Source organism: Actinomyces timonensis DSM 23838, assembly GCF_000295095.1.
Lineage (GTDB): Bacteria > Actinomycetota > Actinomycetes > Actinomycetales > Actinomycetaceae > Actinomyces > Actinomyces timonensis.
This window is the reverse complement of sequence record NZ_JH806634.1, coordinates 254,709-277,912: the sequence shown is the minus strand read 5'-3', so window position 1 is coordinate 277,912 and position 23,204 is coordinate 254,709. Positions and strand designations below refer to the sequence as shown.

The 23,204-nt window shown below is 71.2% G+C and carries 16 protein-coding genes; 3 read left to right on the top strand and 13 right to left on the bottom strand.

Features of this window, described 5'->3' with window-relative positions; all coding sequences use genetic code 11:
- Nucleotides 1-7 precede the first annotated feature (7 nt).
- The 5 genes from A1QA_RS0111530 to A1QA_RS14610 all read right to left on the bottom strand — a co-directional run bounded on the left by A1QA_RS0111530 (nt 8) and on the right by A1QA_RS14610 (nt 5,408).
- Nucleotides 8-877, bottom strand: a complete 870-nt coding sequence (locus A1QA_RS0111530) for a rhamnan synthesis F family protein (protein ID WP_017179060.1) — start codon at nt 875-877, stop codon at nt 8-10.
- A complete protein-coding gene (locus tag A1QA_RS0111525) occupies nt 874-1,113 on the bottom strand; it encodes a hypothetical protein (protein WP_017179059.1) in 240 nt (79 codons plus the stop codon). Before A1QA_RS0111525 ends, A1QA_RS0111530 begins: the two co-directional genes overlap by 4 nt.
- Nucleotides 1,110-2,471, bottom strand: coding sequence for an ABC transporter ATP-binding protein (locus A1QA_RS0111520; RefSeq protein ID WP_244266150.1), 1,362 nt, complete (start codon nt 2,469-2,471; stop codon nt 1,110-1,112). Before A1QA_RS0111520 ends, A1QA_RS0111525 begins: the two co-directional genes overlap by 4 nt.
- A gap of 1 nt (nt 2,472) precedes the next feature.
- Nucleotides 2,473-3,306, bottom strand: coding sequence for an ABC transporter permease (locus tag A1QA_RS0111515; protein ID WP_017179057.1), 834 nt, complete (start codon nt 3,304-3,306; stop codon nt 2,473-2,475).
- Nucleotides 3,307-3,434: 128 nt separating this feature from the next.
- A complete protein-coding gene (locus tag A1QA_RS14610) occupies nt 3,435-5,408 on the bottom strand; it encodes an N-acetylmuramoyl-L-alanine amidase (RefSeq protein ID WP_017179056.1) in 1,974 nt (657 codons plus the stop codon).
- Nucleotides 5,409-5,750: 342 nt separating this feature from the next.
- Here A1QA_RS14610 and rfbB point away from each other — a divergent pair, with 342 nt between their 5' ends.
- Entirely contained in the window at nt 5,751-6,746 is a 996-nt protein-coding gene (gene rfbB / locus A1QA_RS0111505) for a dTDP-glucose 4,6-dehydratase (RefSeq protein ID WP_017179055.1), read from the top strand.
- Between the two features lie 143 nt (nt 6,747-6,889).
- On the opposite strand, the gene A1QA_RS0111500 is transcribed toward rfbB, so the two are convergent.
- The 4 genes from A1QA_RS0111500 to A1QA_RS0111485 all read right to left on the bottom strand — a co-directional run bounded on the left by A1QA_RS0111500 (nt 6,890) and on the right by A1QA_RS0111485 (nt 14,650).
- Nucleotides 6,890-9,049 (bottom strand): DUF6541 family protein, encoded by a 2,160-nt coding sequence (locus tag A1QA_RS0111500; protein WP_017179054.1) that lies wholly within the window; start codon nt 9,047-9,049, stop codon nt 6,890-6,892.
- Complete coding sequence (locus A1QA_RS0111495) at nt 9,046-11,154, bottom strand: DUF6541 family protein (RefSeq protein ID WP_017179053.1); 2,109 nt, start codon at nt 11,152-11,154, stop codon at nt 9,046-9,048. The genes A1QA_RS0111500 and A1QA_RS0111495 overlap by 4 nt, the downstream gene beginning before the upstream one ends.
- A gap of 112 nt (nt 11,155-11,266) precedes the next feature.
- A complete protein-coding gene (locus A1QA_RS14605) occupies nt 11,267-13,258 on the bottom strand; it encodes a DUF6541 family protein (RefSeq protein ID WP_017179052.1) in 1,992 nt (663 codons plus the stop codon).
- Between the two features lie 69 nt (nt 13,259-13,327).
- Nucleotides 13,328-14,650, bottom strand: coding sequence for a nucleotide sugar dehydrogenase (locus A1QA_RS0111485; RefSeq protein WP_017179051.1), 1,323 nt, complete (start codon nt 14,648-14,650; stop codon nt 13,328-13,330).
- Nucleotides 14,651-14,794: 144 nt separating this feature from the next.
- Here A1QA_RS0111485 and A1QA_RS0111480 point away from each other — a divergent pair, with 144 nt between their 5' ends.
- The gene (locus A1QA_RS0111480) at nt 14,795-16,009 is read left to right on the top strand and encodes a glycosyltransferase (protein ID WP_017179050.1); all 1,215 of its coding nucleotides are present in this window, start codon (nt 14,795-14,797) and stop codon (nt 16,007-16,009) included.
- A gap of 71 nt (nt 16,010-16,080) precedes the next feature.
- Entirely contained in the window at nt 16,081-17,148 is a 1,068-nt protein-coding gene (gene wecB, locus A1QA_RS0111475) for a non-hydrolyzing UDP-N-acetylglucosamine 2-epimerase (protein WP_017179049.1), read from the top strand.
- A gap of 91 nt (nt 17,149-17,239) precedes the next feature.
- Here wecB and A1QA_RS0111470 read toward each other — a convergent pair whose 3' ends face one another.
- From A1QA_RS0111470 to A1QA_RS0111455, 4 genes are all read right to left on the bottom strand, one after another.
- On the bottom strand, nt 17,240-19,333 hold the full coding sequence (locus A1QA_RS0111470) for a DUF6541 family protein (RefSeq protein WP_017179048.1): 2,094 nt from the start codon (nt 19,331-19,333) through the stop codon (nt 17,240-17,242).
- On the bottom strand, nt 19,330-20,424 hold the full coding sequence (locus tag A1QA_RS0111465; RefSeq protein WP_043508649.1) for a glycosyltransferase family protein: 1,095 nt from the start codon (nt 20,422-20,424) through the stop codon (nt 19,330-19,332). Before A1QA_RS0111465 ends, A1QA_RS0111470 begins: the two co-directional genes overlap by 4 nt.
- Before the next feature lie 32 nt (nt 20,425-20,456).
- Complete coding sequence (locus A1QA_RS14600) at nt 20,457-21,752, bottom strand: glycosyltransferase (protein ID WP_017179046.1); 1,296 nt, start codon at nt 21,750-21,752, stop codon at nt 20,457-20,459.
- A gap of 94 nt (nt 21,753-21,846) precedes the next feature.
- Complete coding sequence (locus A1QA_RS0111455) at nt 21,847-23,136, bottom strand: lipopolysaccharide biosynthesis protein (protein WP_051000650.1); 1,290 nt, start codon at nt 23,134-23,136, stop codon at nt 21,847-21,849.
- Nucleotides 23,137-23,204 lie beyond the last annotated feature (68 nt).

Below are 23,204 nucleotides of genomic sequence, written 5' to 3'. Positions count from 1 at the left end.
CTCTTGCTCACCACTGGTGGATGTCGATGTTGTACAGGCGCTGCAGGTACTCGGCGCTGGCGGCCGCCTCGGCCGTCAGGTCCGGGTGGGTCAGGATCGTGCGCTTGAGGAAGGGGGCGCCCGAGGCGATGATCCCCTGCCAGGCGCGGATCGTGGGATTCTCGTAACCGGCCCCGATATCCGGGCCGGTGACCCACTCGTCGGTGGAGTACGACTCGGAGAAGGCGAGCCGGGACAGGCCCAGCTCATAGGCCATGACGACGTCCTCCTTGGTGGACTGGACGCGGATGCCGTCGAAGAAGCGCCTCCAGACGGGATCGGCGAGGATCCCTCCCCGGAAGGACAGGAAGTAGCTCTGCATATGGCGCCCGAACTGGAAGGAGCTCGTCAGGCAGCGGATGTCGGGACCGGGGGGCTCGGCCGCCCACTCCAGGAGCTCGTCGATGGGGGCGAAGGGCCCGAGCATGGAGTCATTGGTCAGCAGGACGACGGGCTTGGATCGCACGCCCGGGATCCAGCCGAGCCCGGTGGTCCACGAGCCGAAGTCATAGCCGAGGTTGGGGCGCCGAATGACGACGGTCCGATCGGGGACGCCGTGCGGGAACTCCAGGGGCTCGTCGAACTCGGCGGTCGAGACCACGGCGGTGGCGTAGCCGGAGGCGTCCAGGGCGGCCAGGTAGCGGCTCAGCGAGAGCGGCTGGACGGGGGTGGCCGAGTACTGGGCGACGATGGCGACCCGCTCGGCGGCGTCGATGGCGTCCCTCGACCCGCGCTCGAGGCGGATCTGGCCCCGGGTGACGTCGACGACGAGCGGCCCCTCGTTGAGCCTCTGGCCGCGGCGCTGGGCGCGCTGGAGCCGCTCCAGGAGGCGGCTCACCGGGGCAGCCTCATGCGGACGGCCGACTTGGCGAGCCTCACCGGCGCGGTGAGGTGCCAGGACGTGGAGTGGCGGATATCGGCGAGCTGCTCCCAGGCGCCGTCGAGCTTGCGCTGCATGATGCGCTGCTCCTTCTCCAGGCGCTGGATCTCGGCGTGGAGCTCCCCGGCCTCGGCGTGCGCGTGGCGCAGCGCGGCCCGCAGGCGGCGGATCTCGTCATCCTGACTGGCGGTCATCGGTCCTCCTCGTTCCGGGGCTCGGCCTGGGATGCGCCCGTGGCCTCGACGCTCAGGGCGGGGCTCCAGCGCCCCTCGGGCATGGTGATGAGGCCCGGCTCGTCAATGACCCGGCCCTCGTGGATGAGGAGCTCGGTCTGGCGGTCCGAGTAGTCGTAGGTGGCGCCGTCGCGCAGGAAGCAGGTGGTCAGCCACAGGCGGCCGGGGTGGAGGACGACGGGGTCCATCGTGTAGTCGACGAAGCCGTCCTCGCCGGCGGCGAGGTTGTAGAGGTGCCCGGCGTGGCGCGAGTTGGGCCCGGAGATCATGACCCCGCCGTCGGTGATGAAGGCGAGCCCGAGCTCGACGTCGTGCAAGTCCTTGCGGGCGTGGACGTGGATGCGCAGGGTGGCGGGCTTGCCCGTGGTGAGGAAGGGGACCTTCTTGCCCTCGCCGTCGAAGATCTCGACGCCGGTCATGCGGCACTCCCCCGAGCCCTGGTTGAGCCGGAAGTCCTTGTCCGCCTCCCGCTCCTCCTCGGTCTGCTCGGCGGCGCGCTTGGCGGCCTCCTTGGCGTTGACGGCGGCGATGTAGGCCGAGACGCCCTCGTCGGCGGGGCCGATCATCTTGACGCGGCCGTGGTCGAGCCAGACGACCTCGTCGCACATCTCCTTGGCCAGTGACAGGGAGTGGGTGACCAGGGCGATGGTGGTGCCGTGGTCGCGCAGATCGCGCATGTACTCGAAGCACTTGCGCTGGAACTCCTCGTCGCCCACGGCGATGATCTCGTCGACGATGAGGATCTTGGGGCGGATAGCCACGGCGACGGCGAAGCCCAGGCGCACCGTCATGCCCGAGGAGTAGACCTTGACGGGCTGGTCGATGAAGGCGCCGATATCCGCGAAGTCGATGATCCAGTCGATGGTGGACTCGATCTGCTTGCGGCTGCGCCCCAGGATGGCGCCGTTGAGGAAGATGTTCTCCCGTCCCGTGAGCTCGCCGTGGAAGCCGGCGCCGAGCTCCAGGAGGGCATCGACGTTGTCCGAGACGGTGACGGTGCCGCTCGTGGGCCGGTAGACGCCGGCCAGGAGCTTGAGCATCGTGGACTTGCCCGAGCCGTTGTGCCCGACGAGCCCGAAGGTCGTGCCCTTGCGGATCTTGAAGGAGACGTCGTCGAGGGCGTGGAAGACGCGCTGCTCGGAGGTGGCGCGCCCGCGCACGAAGCGCTCCTTGAAGGTGGAGCGGCGGTCGGCCTGCATCTCGAAGCTCTTCGAGACGTGGTCGACGACGATGGCGTAGTCCTCCGGCCCGGCGGCCTCGGTAGCGGTCTGGGAGGCATCGGCGGCAGAGGCCGCGGCCTGGATCATGTCAGCGCTCATCTCAGATCATCTCCCCCAGGTCGGCGCCCCACTTGCGGACCACCAGGCGCGCCCCGGCGTAGGCCAGCAGGGCCCATCCCAGGCAGCCCGCCCATTGCGTCCAGGCGCCCACCTGGCTGGAGTAGGCCAGGGAGCGGAAGAGCTCGATGTACTCGGCGATCGGCATGTGGTTGACGAGGAACCGCAGGGGGATGCCCCACTGCTCCTGCGGGACGATGTTGACGTTGTAGATGATCGGCGTGGCGTAGAACATGAGCTGGAGGATGACGCCGACGAGCTGGGCGAGGTCGCGCATGTAGACGTTGCCGATGGACAGGATGACGGAGATCGCCTGGACGAAGACGACGACGAGCGCGAAGAGCGCCGGGATGAGCAGCCATGACCAGGCGAGGAATCCCAGGAGCCCGAGGACCACGAGGAGGAGCCCCACCTCGATGGCGCTCTGGATGCCGACGGCCAGCCCCGCGCCGAGCACGGGGGCGTAGGCGGGGAAGTAGACCTTCTGCAGCAGCCCGCCGGAGGAGAGGAGCCCGTTGATGCCCGCGTTGATCGAGTTCTGGAAGTAGCCCCAGACGGTGAGGCCCGCGAAGAGCCACAGCGCGAACAGGGCGATCCCACCCGTGCGGTTCTCGACGGTGGGGGCCTGCATCTTGAACAGGCCGCCGAAGATGACGGCGTAGATGCCCAGCGTGGCCAGGGGAACCACGAGGGACCAGACCCAGCCCAGCAGGGTGCCATTGAACTTGGCCTTGAGGTCCCTCTGCCCGAAGGCGTTGATGAGGCTCGCCTGCTGGCCGAGGGTCAGGGGCGCCCTCACATCGATATGCTCCGCCATGGCCTCACTCATCCGGGTCTGGGTGCCAATCCGCCGCCCTGGGAGAAGGCGACTCGAAGGCTCAGTCTAGACCAGGGCGATTGCCGCGCGGGCAACCTGGGCTGTGCGACGGGCTACGGCCCGCGCGATCAGCCGATCCACGCGCCGGAGGGGGCGAAGCGGTAGGTCTTGCCGCCGATGCTCTGCGTGCCGGTGACCATGAACCCGGCGTCGGGGCGCAGGTAGTACCAGGTGCCGCCGATGCGGTGCCAGCCCGTGGCCATACCGCCCCAGTTCTCCGCCAGGTAGTACCAGCCCCCATTGATGAACCGCCAGCCGGTGGCCATGGCCCCGCTGGAGAGGTCGAGGTAGTACCAGTCGGGGCCGACCTTCTGCCATCCGGTGAGCATGGCGCCGCTGGAGTGCAGGTAGTACCAGCGACTGCCGTCCTTCTTCCATCCGGTGGCCATGGCCCCGCTGGAGGGGTTGAGGTAGTACCAGGCCTTGCCGTCCCACAGCCAGCCGGTGGCCATGCGGCCCGAGCCGGGCGAGAGGTAGTACCAGGCGGAGCCCTCCTGGAGCCAGCCGGTGACCAGCTCGAGGTCATCGGTGTAGTAGTACCAGGCGGATCCGGACTGCACCCATCCCGGCTTGGGAGTGGGGGCGCCGCCCATCTGCGTGGCGGCGATGGAGCGGATCTGGTCCATGCGCGAGTAGCCGACATTCCCGGGGCAGGCGGTGTAGCCGACGTCGCGGTGGCCGAGGATGCGGGGAAGGGAGACGACCTGTCCGGCGGCGTACTTCTGCGTGGAGCGGATGGTGAAGCTCGCCCAGCCGCCCGCGTCGGTCACCCCGCCGCGGGCGAGGAACCAGCCGGCGAGCCGCCCGACGCGATCGAGCTGGGCCTGGCTGGGGGCGGCGGCGGAGTAGTCGCCCATCATGGAGATGCCCATGGTCCCGGTGTTGGCGCCGTAGGCGTGGCCGCCCACGGCCATGGTCCCGGGGGCGGAGTCCAGGGTGCCCAGGCGGCCCTCGTAGACGGTGCCGTACTTGTCGACGAGGAAGTTGTAGCCGATGTCCCCCCAGTCCAGGGTGACCGAGTGGTAGTGGTAGATGCCCTGGATGATGCCCATGGACTGGGCGGCGGTGTAGTTGTTGGTCCCCGCGGTGTGGTGGACGATGACGTGCTTCGCGGTCGCGTACTCGACGTCCCAGTCGGAGCTGGAGGAGGCTCCCCAGGCAGAGCGCGGGGTGACCGAGAACGGCAGGCCGGCGACGGCGACCGCGGCGGCCAGGCCCTGGGGCAGGGGGCCCAGCCCGGTGCCGCCGGCGGGCGCTCCCGCGGGGGCGGGGGTCTCAATGGTCCCGGCGGCGGCGGTCTGGCGCGCCGTGGCCGACTGGTCGACGGGCGTTGTGGGCGCGGTGACGGACGCGAGCTCGGAGGACTCGATGGTCTCCTCGGAGCCGCTGGGGGCATCGGGGACGAGGTGGAGGCGCAGGCCCGCGGGAATGGAGCGGGCGTCGTCGATGATGAGGGCGGCCTGAACGGCGTCGGCGCCGCCGGTGACGAAGGGCTCGGTGCCGGTGGGGCGGGCGGAGCCGGAGTCGCGCCCCTCGGCGCTCTCGACCTCCAGGAGGTGCCAGGTGGACCACTCGCCGCCCTCGCGCACGCGCAGGTAGGCGCTCGCGCCGTCGGGAAGGCCTCCCCCGCTCCAGGTGAAGCCGGCCACCACGAAGCCGTCGACGGCGAGGGGCTCGGTCAGGAGGGTGGCGTCGCGCTCGGGGTCGACGTCGGAGGTCAGGTCCGCCGTGGCCAGCGAGAAGTGGGCCGTTCCCACGCCGGTGCCGGACGCGGCCGCCGGAGCGCTCGCGGCAGGGCTGGCAGTGGCGGACGGAGCGGCGGAGGGCGAGGACTTGAGACCGGCCTGGGCGAGCGAGGTGAGGGCCCCGTCACCACCGGTCAGCTCCAGCACCTTCGCGGGGGCGCCGTCGGCGGACAGGGCGAGGGGGCGGGGGGCGGTCGCCGACGCCGCGGAGGCTGAGGACGCTGAGGACTCACTGGCGAGGCCGAGGGCGATCAGGGGCAGGGTGGACATCATCCCGAAGGAGCGACGGCTGAGCATGGGGTCCTCTCGTTGCGCACGACCAGCACGATGATACCGGTGTGACGAATGGGGTTGATGAGGCTATTGGGGTCAACTCGACACCCTACCCGCCACCACCTCCGCTCTCCACTGTGAGCCTGGCAATGCTCATCGAAATGCAATGTTCCCTGTGACGGCGGTGACCCGCTTCCAGGGGCCTTTCGCCGGCGCACGCCCTTCCGGATCCAGTGCGCGGCGCCGCCTCGCGCCAGCGCCGCCACCGAGGCCTGTGGCATGATGGCGGGCGGAAGAATTCGGCGTTTTCACGGCATCGCATATCCCATGCCTGCTGGCCGAGCAGTGTCGACCACGGAGTCCCTCATGAACGTCCTCATCACCGGCGGCGCCGGCTTCATCGGCGCCAACTTCGTCCACCAGACCCTCTCGCGCTACCCCGACGCGCGCGTCGTCGTGCTCGACAAGCTCACCTACGCGGGCAACAAGGGATCCCTGGCGGATGTGTCGGACCGCGTCGAGCTCGTCGTCGGCGACATCGCCGATATGGACACGGTGGACCCGCTCGTGGCGGACGCGGACGTCGTCGTCCACTTCGCCGCCGAGTCCCACAACGACAACTCCCTCAACGACCCCTCCCCCTTCATCCGCACCAACCTCGTGGGCACCTTCACCCTCCTGGAGGCGGTGCGCCGCCACAAAACGCGCTTCCACCACGTCTCCACCGACGAGGTCTACGGGGACCTGGAGCTCGATGACCCCGCCAAGTTCACCCCGGAGACGCCCTACAACCCGTCCTCGCCGTACTCGTCGTCGAAGGCCGGCTCGGACCTGCTCGTGCGCGCCTGGGTGCGCTCCTTCGGCATCGAGGCCACGATCTCCAACTGCTCGAACAACTACGGGCCGTACCAGCACATCGAGAAGTTCATCCCCCGCCAGATCACCAACCTCATCGACGGCGTGCGCCCCAAGCTCTACGGCGCGGGCGAGAACGTGCGCGACTGGATCCACGTCCTGGACCACAACGACGCCGTGTGGGACATCGTGGAGAAGGGCCGCATCGGCGAGACCTACCTCATCGGCGCCGACGGCGAGAAGAACAACAAGGAGGTCGTCGAGCTCATCCTGGAGCTCATGGGCTTCGACAAGGACGACTACGAGCATGTCAATGACCGTCCCGGCCACGACATGCGCTACGCCATCGACAACACGAAGCTGGTGCAGGAGCTGGGCTGGGCCCCGAAGTTCACGGACTTCCGCTCCGGCCTGGCCGCGACCATCGACTGGTACCGCGAGAACGAGGCCTGGTGGCGCCCGCTCAAGGCGGAGGTCGAGGCGAAGTACGCCGCCCAGGGCCAGTAGCCCCACCCCTCCCTCTCACCGAGACCGGGCGAACAGCACGCCGAGACCGGTTCACTATCCACAAGGATGATGGCTGTCACGAGACAGCGAACCAGCCTGTGGATAACCGCCCGGTTTCGCGGTGCTGATCGCCCGGTCTCGCGTCAGGAGGAGCAGGCGGTGATGCGCCAGAGCGTCGCCGTGGAGCCACTGCCCGACGGCGCGGAGTCGACCTCCTCCAGGTACTCGCGGGGCACCTGGTCCATCCGCCATCCCCACAGGGGCTGGCGTCCGCCCCCGGTGGCGCCGTCGGGGCGGACGTCGTCGGAGTAGTAGTGCGTCACCCCGCGCTCGGTGAGGATCCGGCACACCTCCGGGTCGGAGCCGATCTGGTCGAGGTGCTCCCCCAGCCACTCCAGTTCTGGGCTGATCGGCAACAATCGCGTCGGGTAGACGGTGCGCACGCCAGCCACGCTCCACAGGTAGGCGCTCCCGTTGGAGGGGTTCCCGATGACGAGCGCGCCCGCGGGGAGCTCCTGGGGAGCACGGCGGATCATCGCCAACTCGGCGTCGGAGAGCATCGTGCCGTAGGAGATACGGGCCGGGTCATGGACCGCCTCCATGATCTCCATTCTCAGCCCCCACCTCCATGCCGGAGCGAGGACGAGTGAGACGGCGAGCGCGGCCAGCGCCAGGCGCGCGGGGCGGTCCCCCAGCCACCCGCGCCACCCGGGAAGCGGGCGCCAGGCGCGGATGAGCTCCCGGGCGCCGAGCGTGGCGAGGACGAGGAGGCCGATCGTCACCAGGACGATGATGCGGGCGCGCTGGGTGTACCACGGCCCGGCCAGGACGCGCAGGGGCCATCGGGGCCCGGCAGCGAGGAGGAGGATGAGCGCCGCCACTCCAGTGCCGATCGTCCACAGGCGCGCCTGCTGCGCGCCGCTCCCCCGGGAGCCCCTCCACGCCCCGACGACGGCGACGAGCGCGAGGACGAGCACCAGGATGTTGCCCGGGATGTACGGGGAGAAGCGGGCGAGCAACGGGTGATCGGTGGCCAGGGCGTAGACCGTCTCGGCAAGATTGCTGGGAGGGCGCTGGTAGGTGATGACATCCGCCAGCGAGTCGCGCACCGTCCAAGCGACCCCGGCCACGAGGGCCGCGCCCACAGCGGCAACGCCGATGAGGATGCTCCGTCCTCGCCCGCCCCGGCGCCAGGCGCTGGAGACCGGCCCCCACAGGCCGCGCATCACCAGCGGTCCGGCGAGCACGGCGAGGTTGAAGGCAGCGGCACCGTGCGCGCCGACGACGCCGATCACCCCCAGCCCCGCCAGCACGAGGGCCTGCGCGCGCCGCCAGGCGCCCAGGGCGCCGGGTTCGCAGGCGCGCGTCACCAGGGCCAGGCATCCGGGCAGGAGGCAGACGGACAGCGCGTAGGGCCACACGCTGGTCAGCAGCAGGAGGATGGAGATCACTGAGCCGGACAGCGCGGTCCCCAGGGCCAGGACAGCGCCGTCGCCCCGGTCCCCCTCGGGACTGGCGCGCCTGAGGGTCTCGCGCACGAGCGCGGCCATGCCGAGCGGCCAGACCGCGGATGAGAGCACCACGACAAGGGTGTTGGAGCCCTCGATGACTCCTCTGGGCAGGAGCGCCGCGATGGCGTGCCAGACCATGGGGTAGTAGATGCTCTGGCCGTCGTAGAGCGGCCAGGTTCCGCCGAAGGAGCTCGCATCCCCCGTGAGGCGCACGAAGGCGGTGGCGGCAAGGTGGTAGACGGAGTCCGATGCCTGCATCGGGGAGTCGAGCGCCCCGGTCGAGTGGATCACCGGCACCGCGGTCATGATCGCGGCGAGCCCCAGGGCGGCGCCGAGCGCGAGCCTGCTCCGGAAATCGAGGGGGGTCGGGCCGGCCGGCGGACGAGCGCCGGGCGCCCGGAGCGGGCGGCCCGCGAGCACACCAGCGACGGCGCCCACGACCCACAGCCAGCCGACAGGGCCGATGAGCAGGTGGGCGCGATCCCAGGGGATCCCAAGGAACTGTGCGACGATGCCGCCGACGGCGACGATCCCCGCGGTGATCGCGGGCGCGGCGCCCAGGGCGGTCACGCCGCGCGCTCCCCAGGCATAGGCGATCGACCAGCCGGGGATGATGAGCCCTCCGAGGACCGCCACCGCGATCGGCAGAGCCGCCATCCACGACGAGCCGCCGCCGAGCCAGAGCATGAGGGCAAGCACGGCGAGCGCTGCGATCCCCAGCAGTGGCACGACGACGGCGCGCAGGACGAGACCGTACCAGGCCGCCCGATGTGAGCGCCAGGGTCCGCTCATGGGGTCCTTCCCTTCTCCTCGCAAGCGGTGATGCGCCATAGTGTCGCACCGCCGACGTCGGCGACCCTCACGAAGCCCTTCGAGGTGTCGACGTCCCAGAAGCCCGGGTATCGGTCGAAGGCCTCCGGGGGCAGATCAGGCTGCTCGTAGTACATGGGCACACCGCCCTGGGCCCTGATGATGGCGCATACCCTCGGGTCGGTGCGGATCTTGGAGAAGTTCTGCGCCAGGTACTGCTGCTTCCAGTTGATGGGAGCGCCGTAGTGCCGGTAGAAGGAGGTGCCGTCGGTGAGGACAGCGACGTAGGTCGCGCCCGTTTCCGGCGATCCGTACACCATGGCCCCTGCGAAGGCGTCCCGGTTCTCCCCCTGGAGCTCCTCGGCCTCGTCGGCGTCGAGCCACTTGTAGTGCGTGAACCATTGGTAGGCGTAGTAGGACCAGTACTCCGAGGCTTCGGCGCCCACGCGGCAGGCGGGGATGCTCATCCCCAGCGCGGCGCAGACGGCGAGTGCCCCGGCCACATGCGGCGCGCGCACGCCCCTGCCCCTCCAGGAGAGGGAGGGGCCGATCCTGGCAGGCCATGCCCTGGCGCCGAGGGCTCCCAGCTCCTGGACGCAGCCCGCGGCGATGACGCCGTCGACGAGCACGAGGAGCGCGAGGACGCGTAGGAGGTCACGCCACCACGCGCCAGTGAGGGCTCCGAGCCCGGGGTCGGCCGACGCGGTGGTCAGCGCGAGTGCCACAAGCGTCCCCCATACCGTCACCGGCGCCCAGCGGCCGCGGAGCGCCAGGAGGACCGCACCGGCGACAGCCAGGGCACCGAGGGCCTCGAGCCAGCCGGATGGGGCCTGTCCCTCCAAGGGGGTCAGGAGGAAGCTCATGGAGGCAGTGTCCCCGATCGTGCGGCCATCGCCGGGGAAGCCCGACATGGTCCGCAGCGCGGGGACGAGCGGCATGATCCCAACGGGCAGCAGGCATCCCACCGCGCCGAGGAGGCGCAGGAGGGCGTTCCTCCTTTTGCCGGCCCGGGCCTGCCTCGCGGCGGCGCGCGAGAGCCGGACGGCTCCGAGCACGCACAGAATGACGAGCAGCGCCTGGGCTCCTCCAGGATGGGCCGCGCCGACACCTCCGAGGCCGGCCAGCGCCAGCGCCGCGAGCGCGGCCAGGTGGCGGCGGCCGTGACCCGGCAGGGCCAGGAGGGCGGCGACGACGCCCAGGAGCGTGACCATCGCGAGCGCTGCCGCCATCAGCGCGTTGAAGAAGACCATGTAGGCCGGGACCCACATCGTGGCGGTCCCCAGGAGAGCGGCGAGGCTGGCCGCCCACCAGCGCAGGCCCACGGCCCGCGCGAGCAGCACGACGGTCAGGGGCAGGAGGATCGCGCCGACGGCGATGAGGGAGGCGTTGAGGATCTGCGAGGAGTTCGCCCAGGGGCGCAGGACGACGGCGATGGAGTGGAAGCCATCGGGGTAGATCGCCCCGTTGATGCTTCGTGCGGCGGTGAGGATCGAGGAGTTGCCCGTGCGGTAGATCTCCTCGATGAGGTTCATATGGAGCACGGAGTCCATGTTCTGGTGAACGGTGTCCGGCTCCCCCATCTGGCGGGTCAGGGCAAGCGCGTGGATGAGGCCTGCGGGCAGCGCCGCCAGGATCGCCGCGACAGCGGTCAGTAGAGTCCTGGGCGCGCTGACCGAGTGGAACAGGCGGGAGGCCCTGAGGGCGCGGAGGCCGCGCAGCGCACGGATCAACCAGCCCGCTGCGACGGGGGTGCTCCCAGAGGAGCTCTCCACAGCCAGCTCCGCAGAGGCCTCATCAGGCGAGGCCGCCGCAGGGCAACGGGCGGCGAGCCAGCGGTGCGCGAGCCGGGCGACCAGGGGCGAGGCGAGCACCGCCGCGCCCAGGGCGCTCTGCGATCCAGTCCCCCACCCGATACCGACAGCTTCGAGTCCGATTCCTGCGATCGCGACGATCATGAGGGTGATCGCGGGGCCCGCGCTCAGGGCGGCTAGCGGAGGCGCGCCCAGGGCGCGCAGCAGGATGGCTCCGGGAACCACGATGAGCGCTGCCAGTGCCCAGGCGAGGAGGACCAAGGCGTTCCAGTCCACTGGGCCCTCCCTCACCGCGCTGCCGGGAACTCAACCCCGCCGATCATAGACGGCAGGACCTCCAGGGTCAGGGCGAGGGCGGCGGATGGCGCGTTTCAGGGCGCATCGCCACTCAGCCGCAACCAGTGATGCGCCACAAGGTGGCGTCCCCCTCGGAGTCGACGAGCTCGACGCCTCGCAGGGGCGGGCGGATGAGCGGCGCGTCCCACCACGCCGTGGCGGCACCGTACTCGGCGCCGGCGGCCATCGGATCCTCCTGGGCGAGGAAGTACTCCACACCCAGTCTCTCCAACTGCGCGCAGACCAGCGCCGTCGTCGACTCATCGGCGCCGAAGTCGGACCACAGAAGAGCCACGCTCCCCATGTCGGAGGGGTAGTAGGGCTCACTGCGGGACATGTAGACCCCGTGGAGCCCTGTCATGGGCCACACGTACCCGGCACCTCTGGCTGGCGCGCCCAGGACCACCGCGTCGTCGGGAAGGACGCTCCTCGACCTCTCCAGGAGGACGAGCTCGTCGACAGTGGCCAGCGTGCCATGCTGGATATGGCGTGGGTCCCACACCGAGGCGACCAGGCTGTGCAGCAACGGCACCCGGCATGCCACTGCGGCGAGCACGACGGCGGTGGCGAGCGCGCTGCCTCGCAGTCGAGCCCTGCCTCGGCGCCGCATCGGGCCGCGCTGCTCGAGAGCGGCGAGCAGACCACTGAGACCGCGCGCGGCGAGGAGGATCGCGGGGAGTGTCGCCAGGGGCATGATCCGCGCTTCTTGGAGGTACCAGGGGGCGCCGATCTGGCGGCCGGGCCAGGCGGGGCCGGAGGTGAGCAGGACGATCATCACGGCCATGAGCCACAGCGCGACCCAGGGGCGCAGGGAGGCGTCGTGGTGGGCCTGCCAGGCGCCCATGAAGACGAGGATGGTGAACAGCGCGCCCGCCGGTATCCACGCGATGGGTGGCACGACGCCGTACTGCGGAACGTCGAGGAGGATCCTCTTGACGGTCTCGGCGGCGCCATCCCAGCCGCCAGCGGGCCGCTGGTACGACAGCACCGAGGCCACCTGCTGGCGCATCACCCAGCCCCCGATCAGCGCGCCGGCGGCGAGCAGCGGCAGGACTCGCAGCATGATGCGCCGTCCTCGCCCTCCCAGGCGGAGGACGTGGTGCATCGCCGCCGCCACGAAGGGAAGGCTGATCGCCAGGACGTTGAAGGCGCCCGCGCCATGGGCGAGGACCGCCCCTGCCCCGATGACGATGAGCGCGCCCAGGCTGGTGCCGGGAGTGCAGGTCCGGTCGAGGATGTCGCGCAGCGCGGTACCCAGGACGGCCAGGATGCCCGGCAGGGTGAGGACGGACAGGACGTAGGGCCACACCGTCAGCGAGGTCATGAGCACCGGCACTGCGGCAGTCGTCGAGGCCAGGGCGACGGTGAGCCCGGTCGTCCTGGCCCATCCCTCGCCCAGGGTCCTGCGCAGGGCCGCGAGCATGCCTGTCAGGAGAGCGGGCCAGACGAACAGGGCGCATCCCAGGAGCAGGGCATTGGTGGCCTGGATGGCACTGCCCGGGATGAAGACGGCGATCGCGTGCCACAGCGTGGGGTAGAAGACGCGGTAGCCCTGGTAGATCGGCCACAGCCCGCCGAAGGGGGAGGCATCGCCGACCTCCCGCATGACGGTGATGGCGTTGACGTGGAAGGTGACGTCGTAGGCCTGGGCTGGCCAGGAGGCCTTGGGGGCGGCCGTCGCCGCGGCGACCGCCACCGCCCCGGCCACGACGGCGCCCCCGAGCAGCCAGGCGCGCTGGTCCGCCCGCAGCCTCGTGGACCCCGCCAGGGTAGGGCCGATCCGTATCCATCCCTTGCGCCGCATGACGCGCGCGGGGAAGCCGAGGGCCGCTATGAGGCCGATGACGACGGGCGGCCCCCAGGCCATCCAGTGCAGCGATAGGGCGCTGGTGAGCACTTGCGCCGCCGAGAGGATCACGGCGCTGATCGCCGGGGCGAGGGCGAGCGCCGACAGCCTGCCGACACCTGCGGCACGGGCGACGGTCCAACCGGGCGCCAGGAGGACGATCGCGCCGAAAAGCGCGCCCAGGAGGAGGGTCAGCACGCGCGTTCCCCTCTCCCCCGCCGTTCCTGGACCCAGTCCCTGGCCGATCCCGCGCGAGAGGCACGGGCCTCAGCCGAGGCGCTGGCCACCGCCGATGGTCAGGCGGGGCGTGCCCGCCCACTTCTCGGCGTCGGTGGCGCGCCGCCCGTCGAGCAGGAGTCGGATGCCGGGAAGGTCGGCGGGGGTGAGCCCGGCGTACTCGGCGTGGTCGGCCTGGACGATGGCGGCGTCGACCTCCTCGCCGAGGTGGTAGGGGGTCCAGCCGAAGGCGGCGAGCTCTGAGTCGGTGTACATGGGGTCGTGGACGGCGACGACGGCGCCGCGGCCCCGCAGGGCCTCCACGGTGGGGAAGACGCCGGAGAAGGCGGTCTCCTTGACCCCGCCCCGGTAGGAGGCGCCGAGCACGACGACGCGCAGGCCCGCCAAAGCCCCGAGGACCTCCTCGGCGCGGGTGACGACGTACTCGGGCATGGTGGCGTTGAAGGTCCGGGCCGTGCGCACGACGGAGGCGTCGGGGTCGGTGGACAGGTAGAGGCGCGGGTAGACGGGGATGCAGTGCCCGCCCACCGCGATGCCGGGCCGGTGGATGTGGGAGTAGGGCTGGGAGTTGCAGGCCTCGATGACCCGCTGGACATCGAAGCCGCGCTTGTCGGCGTAGACGGCGAACTGGTTGGCCAGGCCGATGTTGACGTCGCGGTAGGTGGTCTCGGCGAGCTTGGCCATCTCGGCGGCCTCGGCGCTGCCCATGTCCCACACGCCGTTGGGGCGCGGGAGGTCGTCGCGCTCGTCGAAGTCGAGGACCTGCTCGTAGAAGGCGATGCCGGCGCGGGTGCCGGCATCGGTGAGCCCGCCCACGAGCTTGGGATAGCGGCGCAGGTCGGCGAAGACCCGGCCGGTGAGGACCCTCTCGGGGCTGAAGACGAGGTGGAAGCCGCGCTCGCCGTCGCCCTCGGCAAGGCCGGAGATCTTCTCGATCATCGGCTTCCAGCGCCCGCGCAGCGTGCCCACGGGCAGGGTGGTCTCATACGAGATGAGGGTGCCCGGGCTCAGGTGCTCGGCCAGCGAGGCGGTGGCGGCGTCCATCCAGGCGAAGTCGGGCTCCCAGGTGGCGTCGTCCACGAAGAGCGGGACGACGAGGACGATCGCCTGCGCGCCGGGAATTGCCTCGGCGTAGTCGGTGGTGGCCCGAAGCGCGCCGTTGCCGGTGGTGGGGCTCAGGGCGGCGAGCTTCTCCGCGAGGTGGGCCTCGCCGGGGAAGGGCTCTTTCCCGGCGTTGACGGCCTCGACGGTGGCGGCGTTGACGTCGACCCCGATGACCTCGTGGCCCTTCTCGGCGTACTGGACGGCCAGGGGAAGTCCGATCTTTCCCAGGGCGACGACGGCGATGCGCATGATGGTCCTTCCATGCCGGGCGGCGGGTCTCCCCGTATGCTACGGCCTTCCCGCGCCGCTCCTGGCAGGAAGACCCGTGGTGGCGGGCAACAAGCCGGTATCCGGTGCTGAGCGCGCTGATCCCCGCTCCTCTAGAATGACCAGGTGCCCCAGCGCCCATCGTTCTTCCCACGGATCCTCGTCCTGTCGTTCTCCCCGATCCATCGCGACGCCCGCGTCCTGAGGGAGATCCAGGCGCTGGCCGAGGTCGGCGAGGTGACCTCCGTGGGCTACGGGCCCACGCCGCCCCATGTCGCCAGGCATGTGCGCGTGCCCGACTCCGCGCCCTCCCTCCCCCAGACACCCCTGGGCGTGGCGCGCCTGGCACTGCGCCGCCTGCGGGCCAGTGAGACGGCCGCGCCAGCCGCCCGGGCCGCCCTGCGCCTGGTGCGCGAGGCCCGCCTCGGGCGCTTCGACATGGTGGTCGCGAATGACGCCCGCTCGATCCCCACGGCCTTCGCGATCGCCGACGGCGCACCGGTCTGGGCCGACATGCACGAGTGGGCACCGGAGGAGCGCACGCATGTGACGAGCTGGCGGCTCCTGGTGGCCCCGCTCATGGACCACATCTGCCGTTCCTACCTCCCCCGCTGCGCGGCGGTGACCACCGTGGGCGGCGAGATCGCCGACCTGTACCGGCAGCGATACGGCGTCGAGCCGCGCCTGGTGCGCAACGCGGCGGCCTTCGCGGATCTGAGCCCCAGTGAGCCGGCCCCCGGCCGCATCAGGCTCGTCCACTCCGGCGGGGCCGTTCCCGGGCGCACCATCGAGGCGATGATTGACGCCGTCAAGGCCTGCGATGAGCGCTTCACACTCGACCTCTTCCTCGTGCCCGGCGGCGACGGGGGCGCCTACCTCGACCAGCTCAAGGCCCGCGCCGCCGACTGCGAGCGGATCTCCTTCCCCGCCCCGGTGCCCCCGGGCGAGCTGCCGCGCGTGCTCAACGCCTACGACGTCGGCGTCTTCTGGATCCCGCCCTTCAACACGAACGCGCGCCTGACCCTGCCCAACAAGATCTTCGACTACGTCCAGGCGAGACTGGCGGTCGCGGTGGGCCCGACGACGGAGATGGTGCGGCTCGTGGACGAGCACGGATTGGGCGTCCATTCACTGACCAACGAGGCCGCGGATATCACCGCCACCCTCATGGCCCTCACGCCCCAGAGCGTGGCCGACTACAAGCGCGCCTCCCATGCGGCGGCGCGCGAGCTCAGCTTCGAGCATGAGAAGGAGACGATCCACGCGATCGTCTCGCAGTTGACAGGATCACCCGCACCGGGGCCAGGGACCCGGGGCGATGAGGAGGACTCGCAACGATGAGCCAGGCAACCGCCCCCAGGGCATCCCATATCCCCCAGGGATCAGCGGCATCACGCTCCCCGCTCACGGTCATGTCGGTCGTCGGGGCCCGGCCCCAGTTCGTCAAGCTCGCCCCGATCGACCGCGCCTTCCGCGCGGCCGGCATCGAGCACGTCATCGTCCACACGGGCCAGCACTACGATGCGCTCCTGTCCGATGTGTTCTTCTCCGATCTGGGGATCTCGGCCCCGGACGAGCACCTGGGCATCGGCTCGGGGTCGCATGGGGCGCAGACCGGGGCAATGCTCGCGGCGATGGACGAGGTCATCACCGCGCGCGCGCCGCAGTGGGTGCTCGTCTACGGGGACACGAACTCCACGTTGGCCGGGGCCCTGTCCGCCGTCAAGATCCATGTGCCGGTGGCGCACCTGGAGGCGGGTCTGCGCTCCTTCGACCGCCGCATGCCCGAGGAGATCAACAGGGTCCTCACCGATCACGCCGCTGACCTGCTCCTGACGCCCACGGAGGTGGGGGCCCGCCACCTGGCCGATGAGGGGCTGGCGGACAAGACCGTCGTGGTCGGCGACGTCATGACCGATGTGCTCCTGGACGTGCGCGACCGGGTCGCGGGATCGCCCTCGCCCATCGCGGCTGGCATGGGCCTGGAGGCGGGCTCCTACTCCCTGGCCACGATCCACCGCGCGGAGAACACCGACGACGCCGCGCGCCTGTCCGCCATCCTCGACTCGCTCGCGGGAGCGGACCACCCGGTGGTGCTCCTGGCCCATCCCAGGCTCGTGGCCAAGTGCTCCGAGCACGGGATCGCCCTGGCTGATCGCGGAAGCCTGCGGGTCCACCCGCCCCTGCCCTACCCCGAGCTCATCGCCTCGGCGCTGTCGGCCCGGGGCATCATCACCGACTCCGGCGGCCTGCAGAAGGAGGCCTTCCTCCTGCGGGTGCCCTGCACGACGGTCCGCCCGGTCACCGAATGGGTGGAGACCGTGGAGGTGGGCTGGAACGTCCTGGTCGAGCCGGGCCCGGGCCTCGTGACCGCGGCCTGCCGCCCCAGGCCCGCCGAGCCCGCGCCCGAGCAGGCGCATCCGTACGGGGATGGGCGGGCCGCCGAGCGCGTGGCCGTCGAGCTCCTCTCCCGGGCCTGATCGTCGACGCCGGCGCGCCTCTCGCCCTGCCCTGCCCCTCAGCCCGATAGGCGGGCCTCCCAGGCTCGGGAGCCCTCAGGGCTCCGCGTCCTCAGGGCTCCGCGTCCTCAGGGACGAGGGGAGGATTGATGTCGAGGAGCGGCTCCTCGGCTGAGTCCAGGGTCCACGGGTAGCGGTCAGTGCTCACCGGGCCGCACGCGGTGATCCGGTAGATCGTCGCCCCACCGGCGCTGGCGACCTCCTCGAAGCCCTCCGAGACGTCGACATCGTAGAGGCCGGGAGCCCGTTTGACCGGGTCGATGCCGACAACACGGCCAGGGGGACCGGCGTAGTAGTAGCCGATTCCGTAGTGGCGCACGATCTCGCAGACATGGGGGTCGGTGTGGATCTGCGAGAAGTGCTTGGCGAGGTAGAGCGCGTCAGTGTCCAGGCCGCGGAACATCATATGGGGGAACACGGAGCGCTGCCCGCCCAGCGCCTGGACATACGCCGCGCCCGCCGCCGGGTCGCCGAGCACCATGAGATCAGGATCGAGGCGCCCGGGCAGGGAGCGGATCATCTCCGCCTCATCGGCGCCGAGGACCGTGACGAGGGTCGGCACGTCGGCGTCGTACGCCGAGCGGCTGGCGAGGAGGCGCGCGGGCATCGCGCAGAGCCCGCCGATGATGAGCGCGCAGATCACGGAGATCGCCGGGATCGCGGTCATCGTCCTCCTCTGGACGCTGTCGCGCCTGCGCGCGGCGAGCCTGGCCATCAGCGTGTCGAGGGCCGCCGCGCCGAGCAGCGCGATCGCGGGGATGACCAGGGGAATGATCCGGTAGGGGTCGTTATACCACAGGCCGGTGAGGGAGGTGAGGGGGCTCAGGGGGAAGTAGGCGGCCGCCAGGACGAGCATGGGCGCCGCCCAGGCCAGGGCGATCCATCGCCAGTCGCGCCTGCGCGCCGTGATGACGAGGCCGAGGAGGATGAGGAGCGACTGGATGGCGAGGGTGAGGAGGAAGGGGATCCTCCCGCCCCCCATGGGCCACAGGGTGATCATCGCGGCGACCCTCAGCAGGGGTCCGGAGAACCCAGCGTAGGAGGAGCGGCCCAGGCGCCCGAGGACGGCCGGGTCGAGGATGACGATCGCCGCCGACCCCAGCACCCCGAGGACGACGCCCCCGATGAGCCACCTCGTCGCGCGCGCCCCGATCCGGCGTCGGACCCCCCGGCCGAAGGCGATGAGGATCCGGCCCAGCAGGGGCAGGCCGGTCAGGAAGAAGGCGAACAGCGTCGAGGGGTAGACGGCGACGGCGCCCATGAGGGAGACGGTGAAGATGGCCAGGGTGATGACCACGCGGCGCCGTCCCACCTCCTCTTGGTGCTCCAGGAGCCGGACCACCCGGAGGAGCATCGCGAGGATCGCCGGGAGGACGGCGTAGCCCAGGGCGTTGGGCCACAACTGCCGGAAGGCGAGCATGTAGACGGGGTAGGCGGGCAGCAGCGCGGCCACCAGCGGCGCGGTCACCGGGGCCCAGCGGGAGGCGGGGAAGGCCTCGCGGGCCAGGACGGCGATCCCCAGGGTCCAGATGAGCGGGACGAGGATGACGAGCGTGTTGGTGGTGCCCACGATGTCCCCGCGCCCGGCCCCGGCGACGACGGCGTGCCAGATCAGCGGGTAGTAGGCGGGGATGGCGCGCAGGCTGAAGGACCAGGAGGCCCCGGCCAGCAGCGAGGCGTTGCCCGTCTGCTCGATGGTCCAGGCCAGGTTGTAGTGGAAGACGGAGTCGATCTGCTGGGCGGGCAGGGCGGGGTCCCACTGCAGGACGATGGGCGCGGAGATGATGAGCGCCGCGCCCAGGGCCGCGGCCAGGACGGCGTACCCCGATGAGAGGCGGGGCGGGGCGAGCCCGTAGGGCGATTGTGAGGGAAGGGGGCCCAGGGCCTTGCGGGTCAGCAGCACCGTCAGGCCCACGATGACGAGCGCGCCGATCGCCAGGGTCCACTCGTTGTAGCGGACGGAGAAATGCCGGAGCACGACGCCGATGAGAGCCACGACGCCGAGGCTGATCGGTGGCGCGGCGCCCAGCGCGAAGAGCCTGCGGTGGCCGGCGCCGCGCAGGATCGCCATGCCGGGGGCGAAGAGGATGACCAGGAGCAGTGCCGCTCTCCCGGTGTACGGCAGCCATGCCAGGAGCGCGCTCATCGGCTCTCCCCGGCGAGGACCCTGGCGACGGTCCGGGCGCGCTCGGCCCAGGTGTTCTCGGCGGCGGCGCGCCTGGCGGCCTCGGCCCTCTCGGCGATCTCCTCGGGGTTGCCGCGCAGGCGGGCCAGGAGCTCTCCGATGGCGCGAGGGTCGTCGTCGACCACCCAGCCGGCGCCGTTGGCCTCGATGATCCGCCCAGCCTCGGTTCCCCGGGTGGCCAGGACGGGCCGCCCGTAGGAGAGGTACTCGAAGAGCTTGACCGGAACGGCGATATCCCGGTACTCGGTGGGGGTGACGAGCAGGACGCCGACATGCGCCGAGGCGTAGAGCGGGGTGAGCTCGCCTGAGGAGAGGTGGTGGGCCGTGATGGCGGGGGAGCTCAGGCGCTCGTCGCTGGCGCGGGCGGCCTCCCACAGCTGGGGGCGGGTGACGAGGTCGAGGCGCACCGACGGCGTCGTGCTCAGGGCGATGAGGAAGGAGTCGAGGTCGTAGTGCCCGCCGAGGCCGCCGACGTAGACGAGCCGCAGATCCTGCCCGGCTGGCGGCAGGGGCAGCAGATGGCCGGGGTCCCCGGCCGGGGGCAGGGCGGAGAAGGAGTCGCTGGCCCCGAGCCCCACCATGGCGGACATGGGCTCGGAGGGGAGGAAGAAGTGGACCCTGTTGTGCTTGTAGCCGGCCAGGTCGACGCGCTGAAGGGCGTCGGAGCAGCGCCGGTAGGCCCCGCGGCTCCTTAAGGAGGGCACCCTCCAGTAGGCGTCGCGGTAGAAGACGCCCACGGGGATGCGGTGGCGGCGGGCCAGCCGCATGATCGAGTAGTCGAGCAGGGGCGCCACACCCGTGCGGATGGACGTGGCCAGCAGGTTCGGCTGGGTGGAGTTCTCCGAGTAGAGGAAGTCGGGGCGCTGGCCGCCGTCGAGGGCGCGCCGCAGGGAGCGCAGCGCGGCGCGGCGCTGGGCCACGGTCCCGGAGACGTCGATGACCTCGTAGCCGATGTCCTCGAAGGCCTGGCGCATCCGCGCCGGGCGCAGGCGGGAGGCGGCGGTCGGGTTGGGCTCCATCGGGTAGGGGGCGTGGAAGACCATGCTCCTCATGCTCGCCCTGCTCGTCGTGCTCGGGCGCTCGCTCATCGCGCTGCCCCCTCATGGCCTGCCTCGAGCCCGTCGGCCAGGGAGCGCAGGCGCTGGGCCATGGCCGCGTACTGGACGGGGGCGTTGAAGCCCTCCTCCCAGGTCCGCCGGGAGCCCGCGCCCATGGCCGCGTAGTCGACCGCGCTGGCGTCGGCCAGGCTGAGGATCGCCGAGGCGATCTCCTCCCCCGTGGCCTCGGCGCTCACGAGGCGCCCGTTGACGCCGTCGTGCACGATCTCGGCGGTGCCTCCCACATCGGTGGCCACCACGGGCAGCCCGGCGGCCATCGCCTCCATGATCGAGACCGGCACGCCCTCCCCGCTGGAGGTGTTGACGAGCGCCGTGTAGCCCTCGCCGGCCAGCAGCTCGCGGGCCCGAGCGTTGGGGACGTAGCCGGGCAGCTCGATCCGGGCTCCCGGGGCGCGCTCGGCGGCGTAGGCGCTCAGGGCCTCGCGGCGGGCGGCGTCGCTCTCCCCCAGGTGCGTCCAGCGCACGGCGCGGCCCGAGCGCGCGATGACGCCGACGGCGTCGGCGAGGCGGTCCACGCGCTTGTAAGGGGCCAGGTGGGACAGGCTGACGATGTGGAGGGGGTCCTGCCGTCCGCCGTCGCCCTCGATGGGCGGCACCCCGAGGTGGCGGATCTCAATGCGGGCGCTGTCGCTCACCTGCGCGTAGGGCAGCAGGAAGGACTCGGCGTAGCGCGAGATCGGGTAGATCTCGTCGAGCCCGCCCACGAGGCGGCGCCGCCCGGGCACGTGGCCCTGGGGGGCGTCGGCCTCGTCGACGTCGTAGGCGTGGGCGCGGCTGACCGCCGCGACGGGGGCGTCGTGGCGGGCGCGCAGCATCTGGGCGACGCCGCCCGCGTGGTGGAGCCAGTAGCCGTACGCCACGAGCGGCCGGCCCGCCAACTCCTCGCGGTAGGCGCGGGTGCGGGCCAGGGCCTCGAAACGGTCGAGGACGTCGACGGCGTAGTGGAGCTCGCGGATGGCACGGGTCGCGCTGGCGCGGGAGCCTCCCCATTCCACCCGGCCCGGGCCGAGGGCCAGGCGGGCGGCGTGGCGCGGGGCGCGGCGCTTCCAGGTGCCCGTGGGGGGCAGGGGGAGGAGGATGGCGGTCGCGCCGCGGGGCAGGCGGCGGGTCTTGACCGCGCCGCTGGTGGCGCGCATGGGGATGATCCATATCCGCTCGAACTGCTCGGCGAGGTAGTTGATCTCCTGCTCGAAGAACTCCTCACCGGTGTCGAACGGGTACTGATCGGTGAGGACGACGAGAGGAACCTGGGATGGGCTCACAGCGCGACTCCTTGGGAGAGAACAGGCCAGTAGGGCCATTGGTGCATTCTCGCATGTGACGGCCTCCAGCCCTCCCCGATGCCGATGGGGCAGCTCATTCGGGGGCAGGACCCGCATCGAAGCGGCGCGCGACCGCGAGCGCCATGACGATCATCCCCGCCAGGAGGAGCGCCATGAGCGCCCCGAGAATCGTCAGGGTCGTCATGAACGGCAGGGGGCTCAGCCACAGCCAGGCCAGGGGCGCCGCGCAGTAGACGATCGCGAAGGCGAGAAGCCGGGACTGGGTCTCGGTGACCACGAAGATATTGGAGATCGGCGAGGTCAGGACGGTCATGAGGAGCCACGGAGTCAGCGCCCGCGCGCAGTATCCGGCGTCCACCCAGGTCGGTCCGAAGACCAGCGGGAAGAGCCAGGGGGCGAGGATGTAGAGGATCGCGAAGGGGACCGTGGCCGCCAGCAGGGCCCTCCACAGCACGTAGCGGACGAGCGGCACCATCTCGCCCGGCGCGAGGTCGGAGAGCTTCTTCAAGAAGACCTGGGACACCGATCCCGCGATGAGCGCCACCGGTACCTGGAGGATGTTCCAGGCGAGCTGGAACTGGCCTAGCGCCGCCACGGATACCGCTCCGATGAGCAGATTGATGCCGTTGTTGCGAAGGGAGTCGACGACGGCGTTGGGGCCGTTGAGCAGCGGCATCCGCCGGTAGCGCGAGGCCATCTCGACAAGGCTCGGAGCGCCGTCGCCGATGGGCTCGCGCAGGTCGGGAGTGCGCCGCCACAGGCCGGCGTAGGTGAGCAGCTGGCCGGCGATCGTGCCCAGGAGGAGGGCGGAGATGCCGCCGTGCAGGGCGAGGCCGAAGGCGAGTTGCAATCCGGCCACAGCCGTGGATTGGAGCACCCGGTTGCGGGCGATGGCTCCGAATCTCCCCTGCCGGGTGAGCCAGTACTGGAGGTTGGTGACCTGGGCGACGAGGAAGACCGTGGCGCCCGATCCCATGAGCCACCACATGAGGGGCCCGGAGTGGTGGTAGTGGTCGCGCAGGAGGCGCGCCAGGGCGATGCAGGTCAGGGAGGTGAGCAGGGAGGTGAGCACGATGCACCGGGTGGCGAGCCTGGTGAGGACCCGCGCGGCGCGCTCGGAGGTGGGCAGGACGATGGCGAGGTCGAATCGCAGCGCGGCGAAGGTGATGACGAAGCCCGTGACGGAGCCGTACATGCCCAGCAGGCCCTTGTCGACGTCGGAGTAGACGCGCGCGATGAAGATCTGGAGGAGGAGCGTGATGCCCTGGGCGGCGGCGGTGCCCGTCATGAGGGTGAGGATCGCGCCGAGGACCGGGCTGCGCGCGGTCAGGCTCTGCCATCGCCTCGCCACCGCCGCTCTCATGGCGAGTATTGAACCACGGCAGCCTCCGATGAATCGCCGCTCGGGCCCGGTCTCCAGCGGCCCGGGCC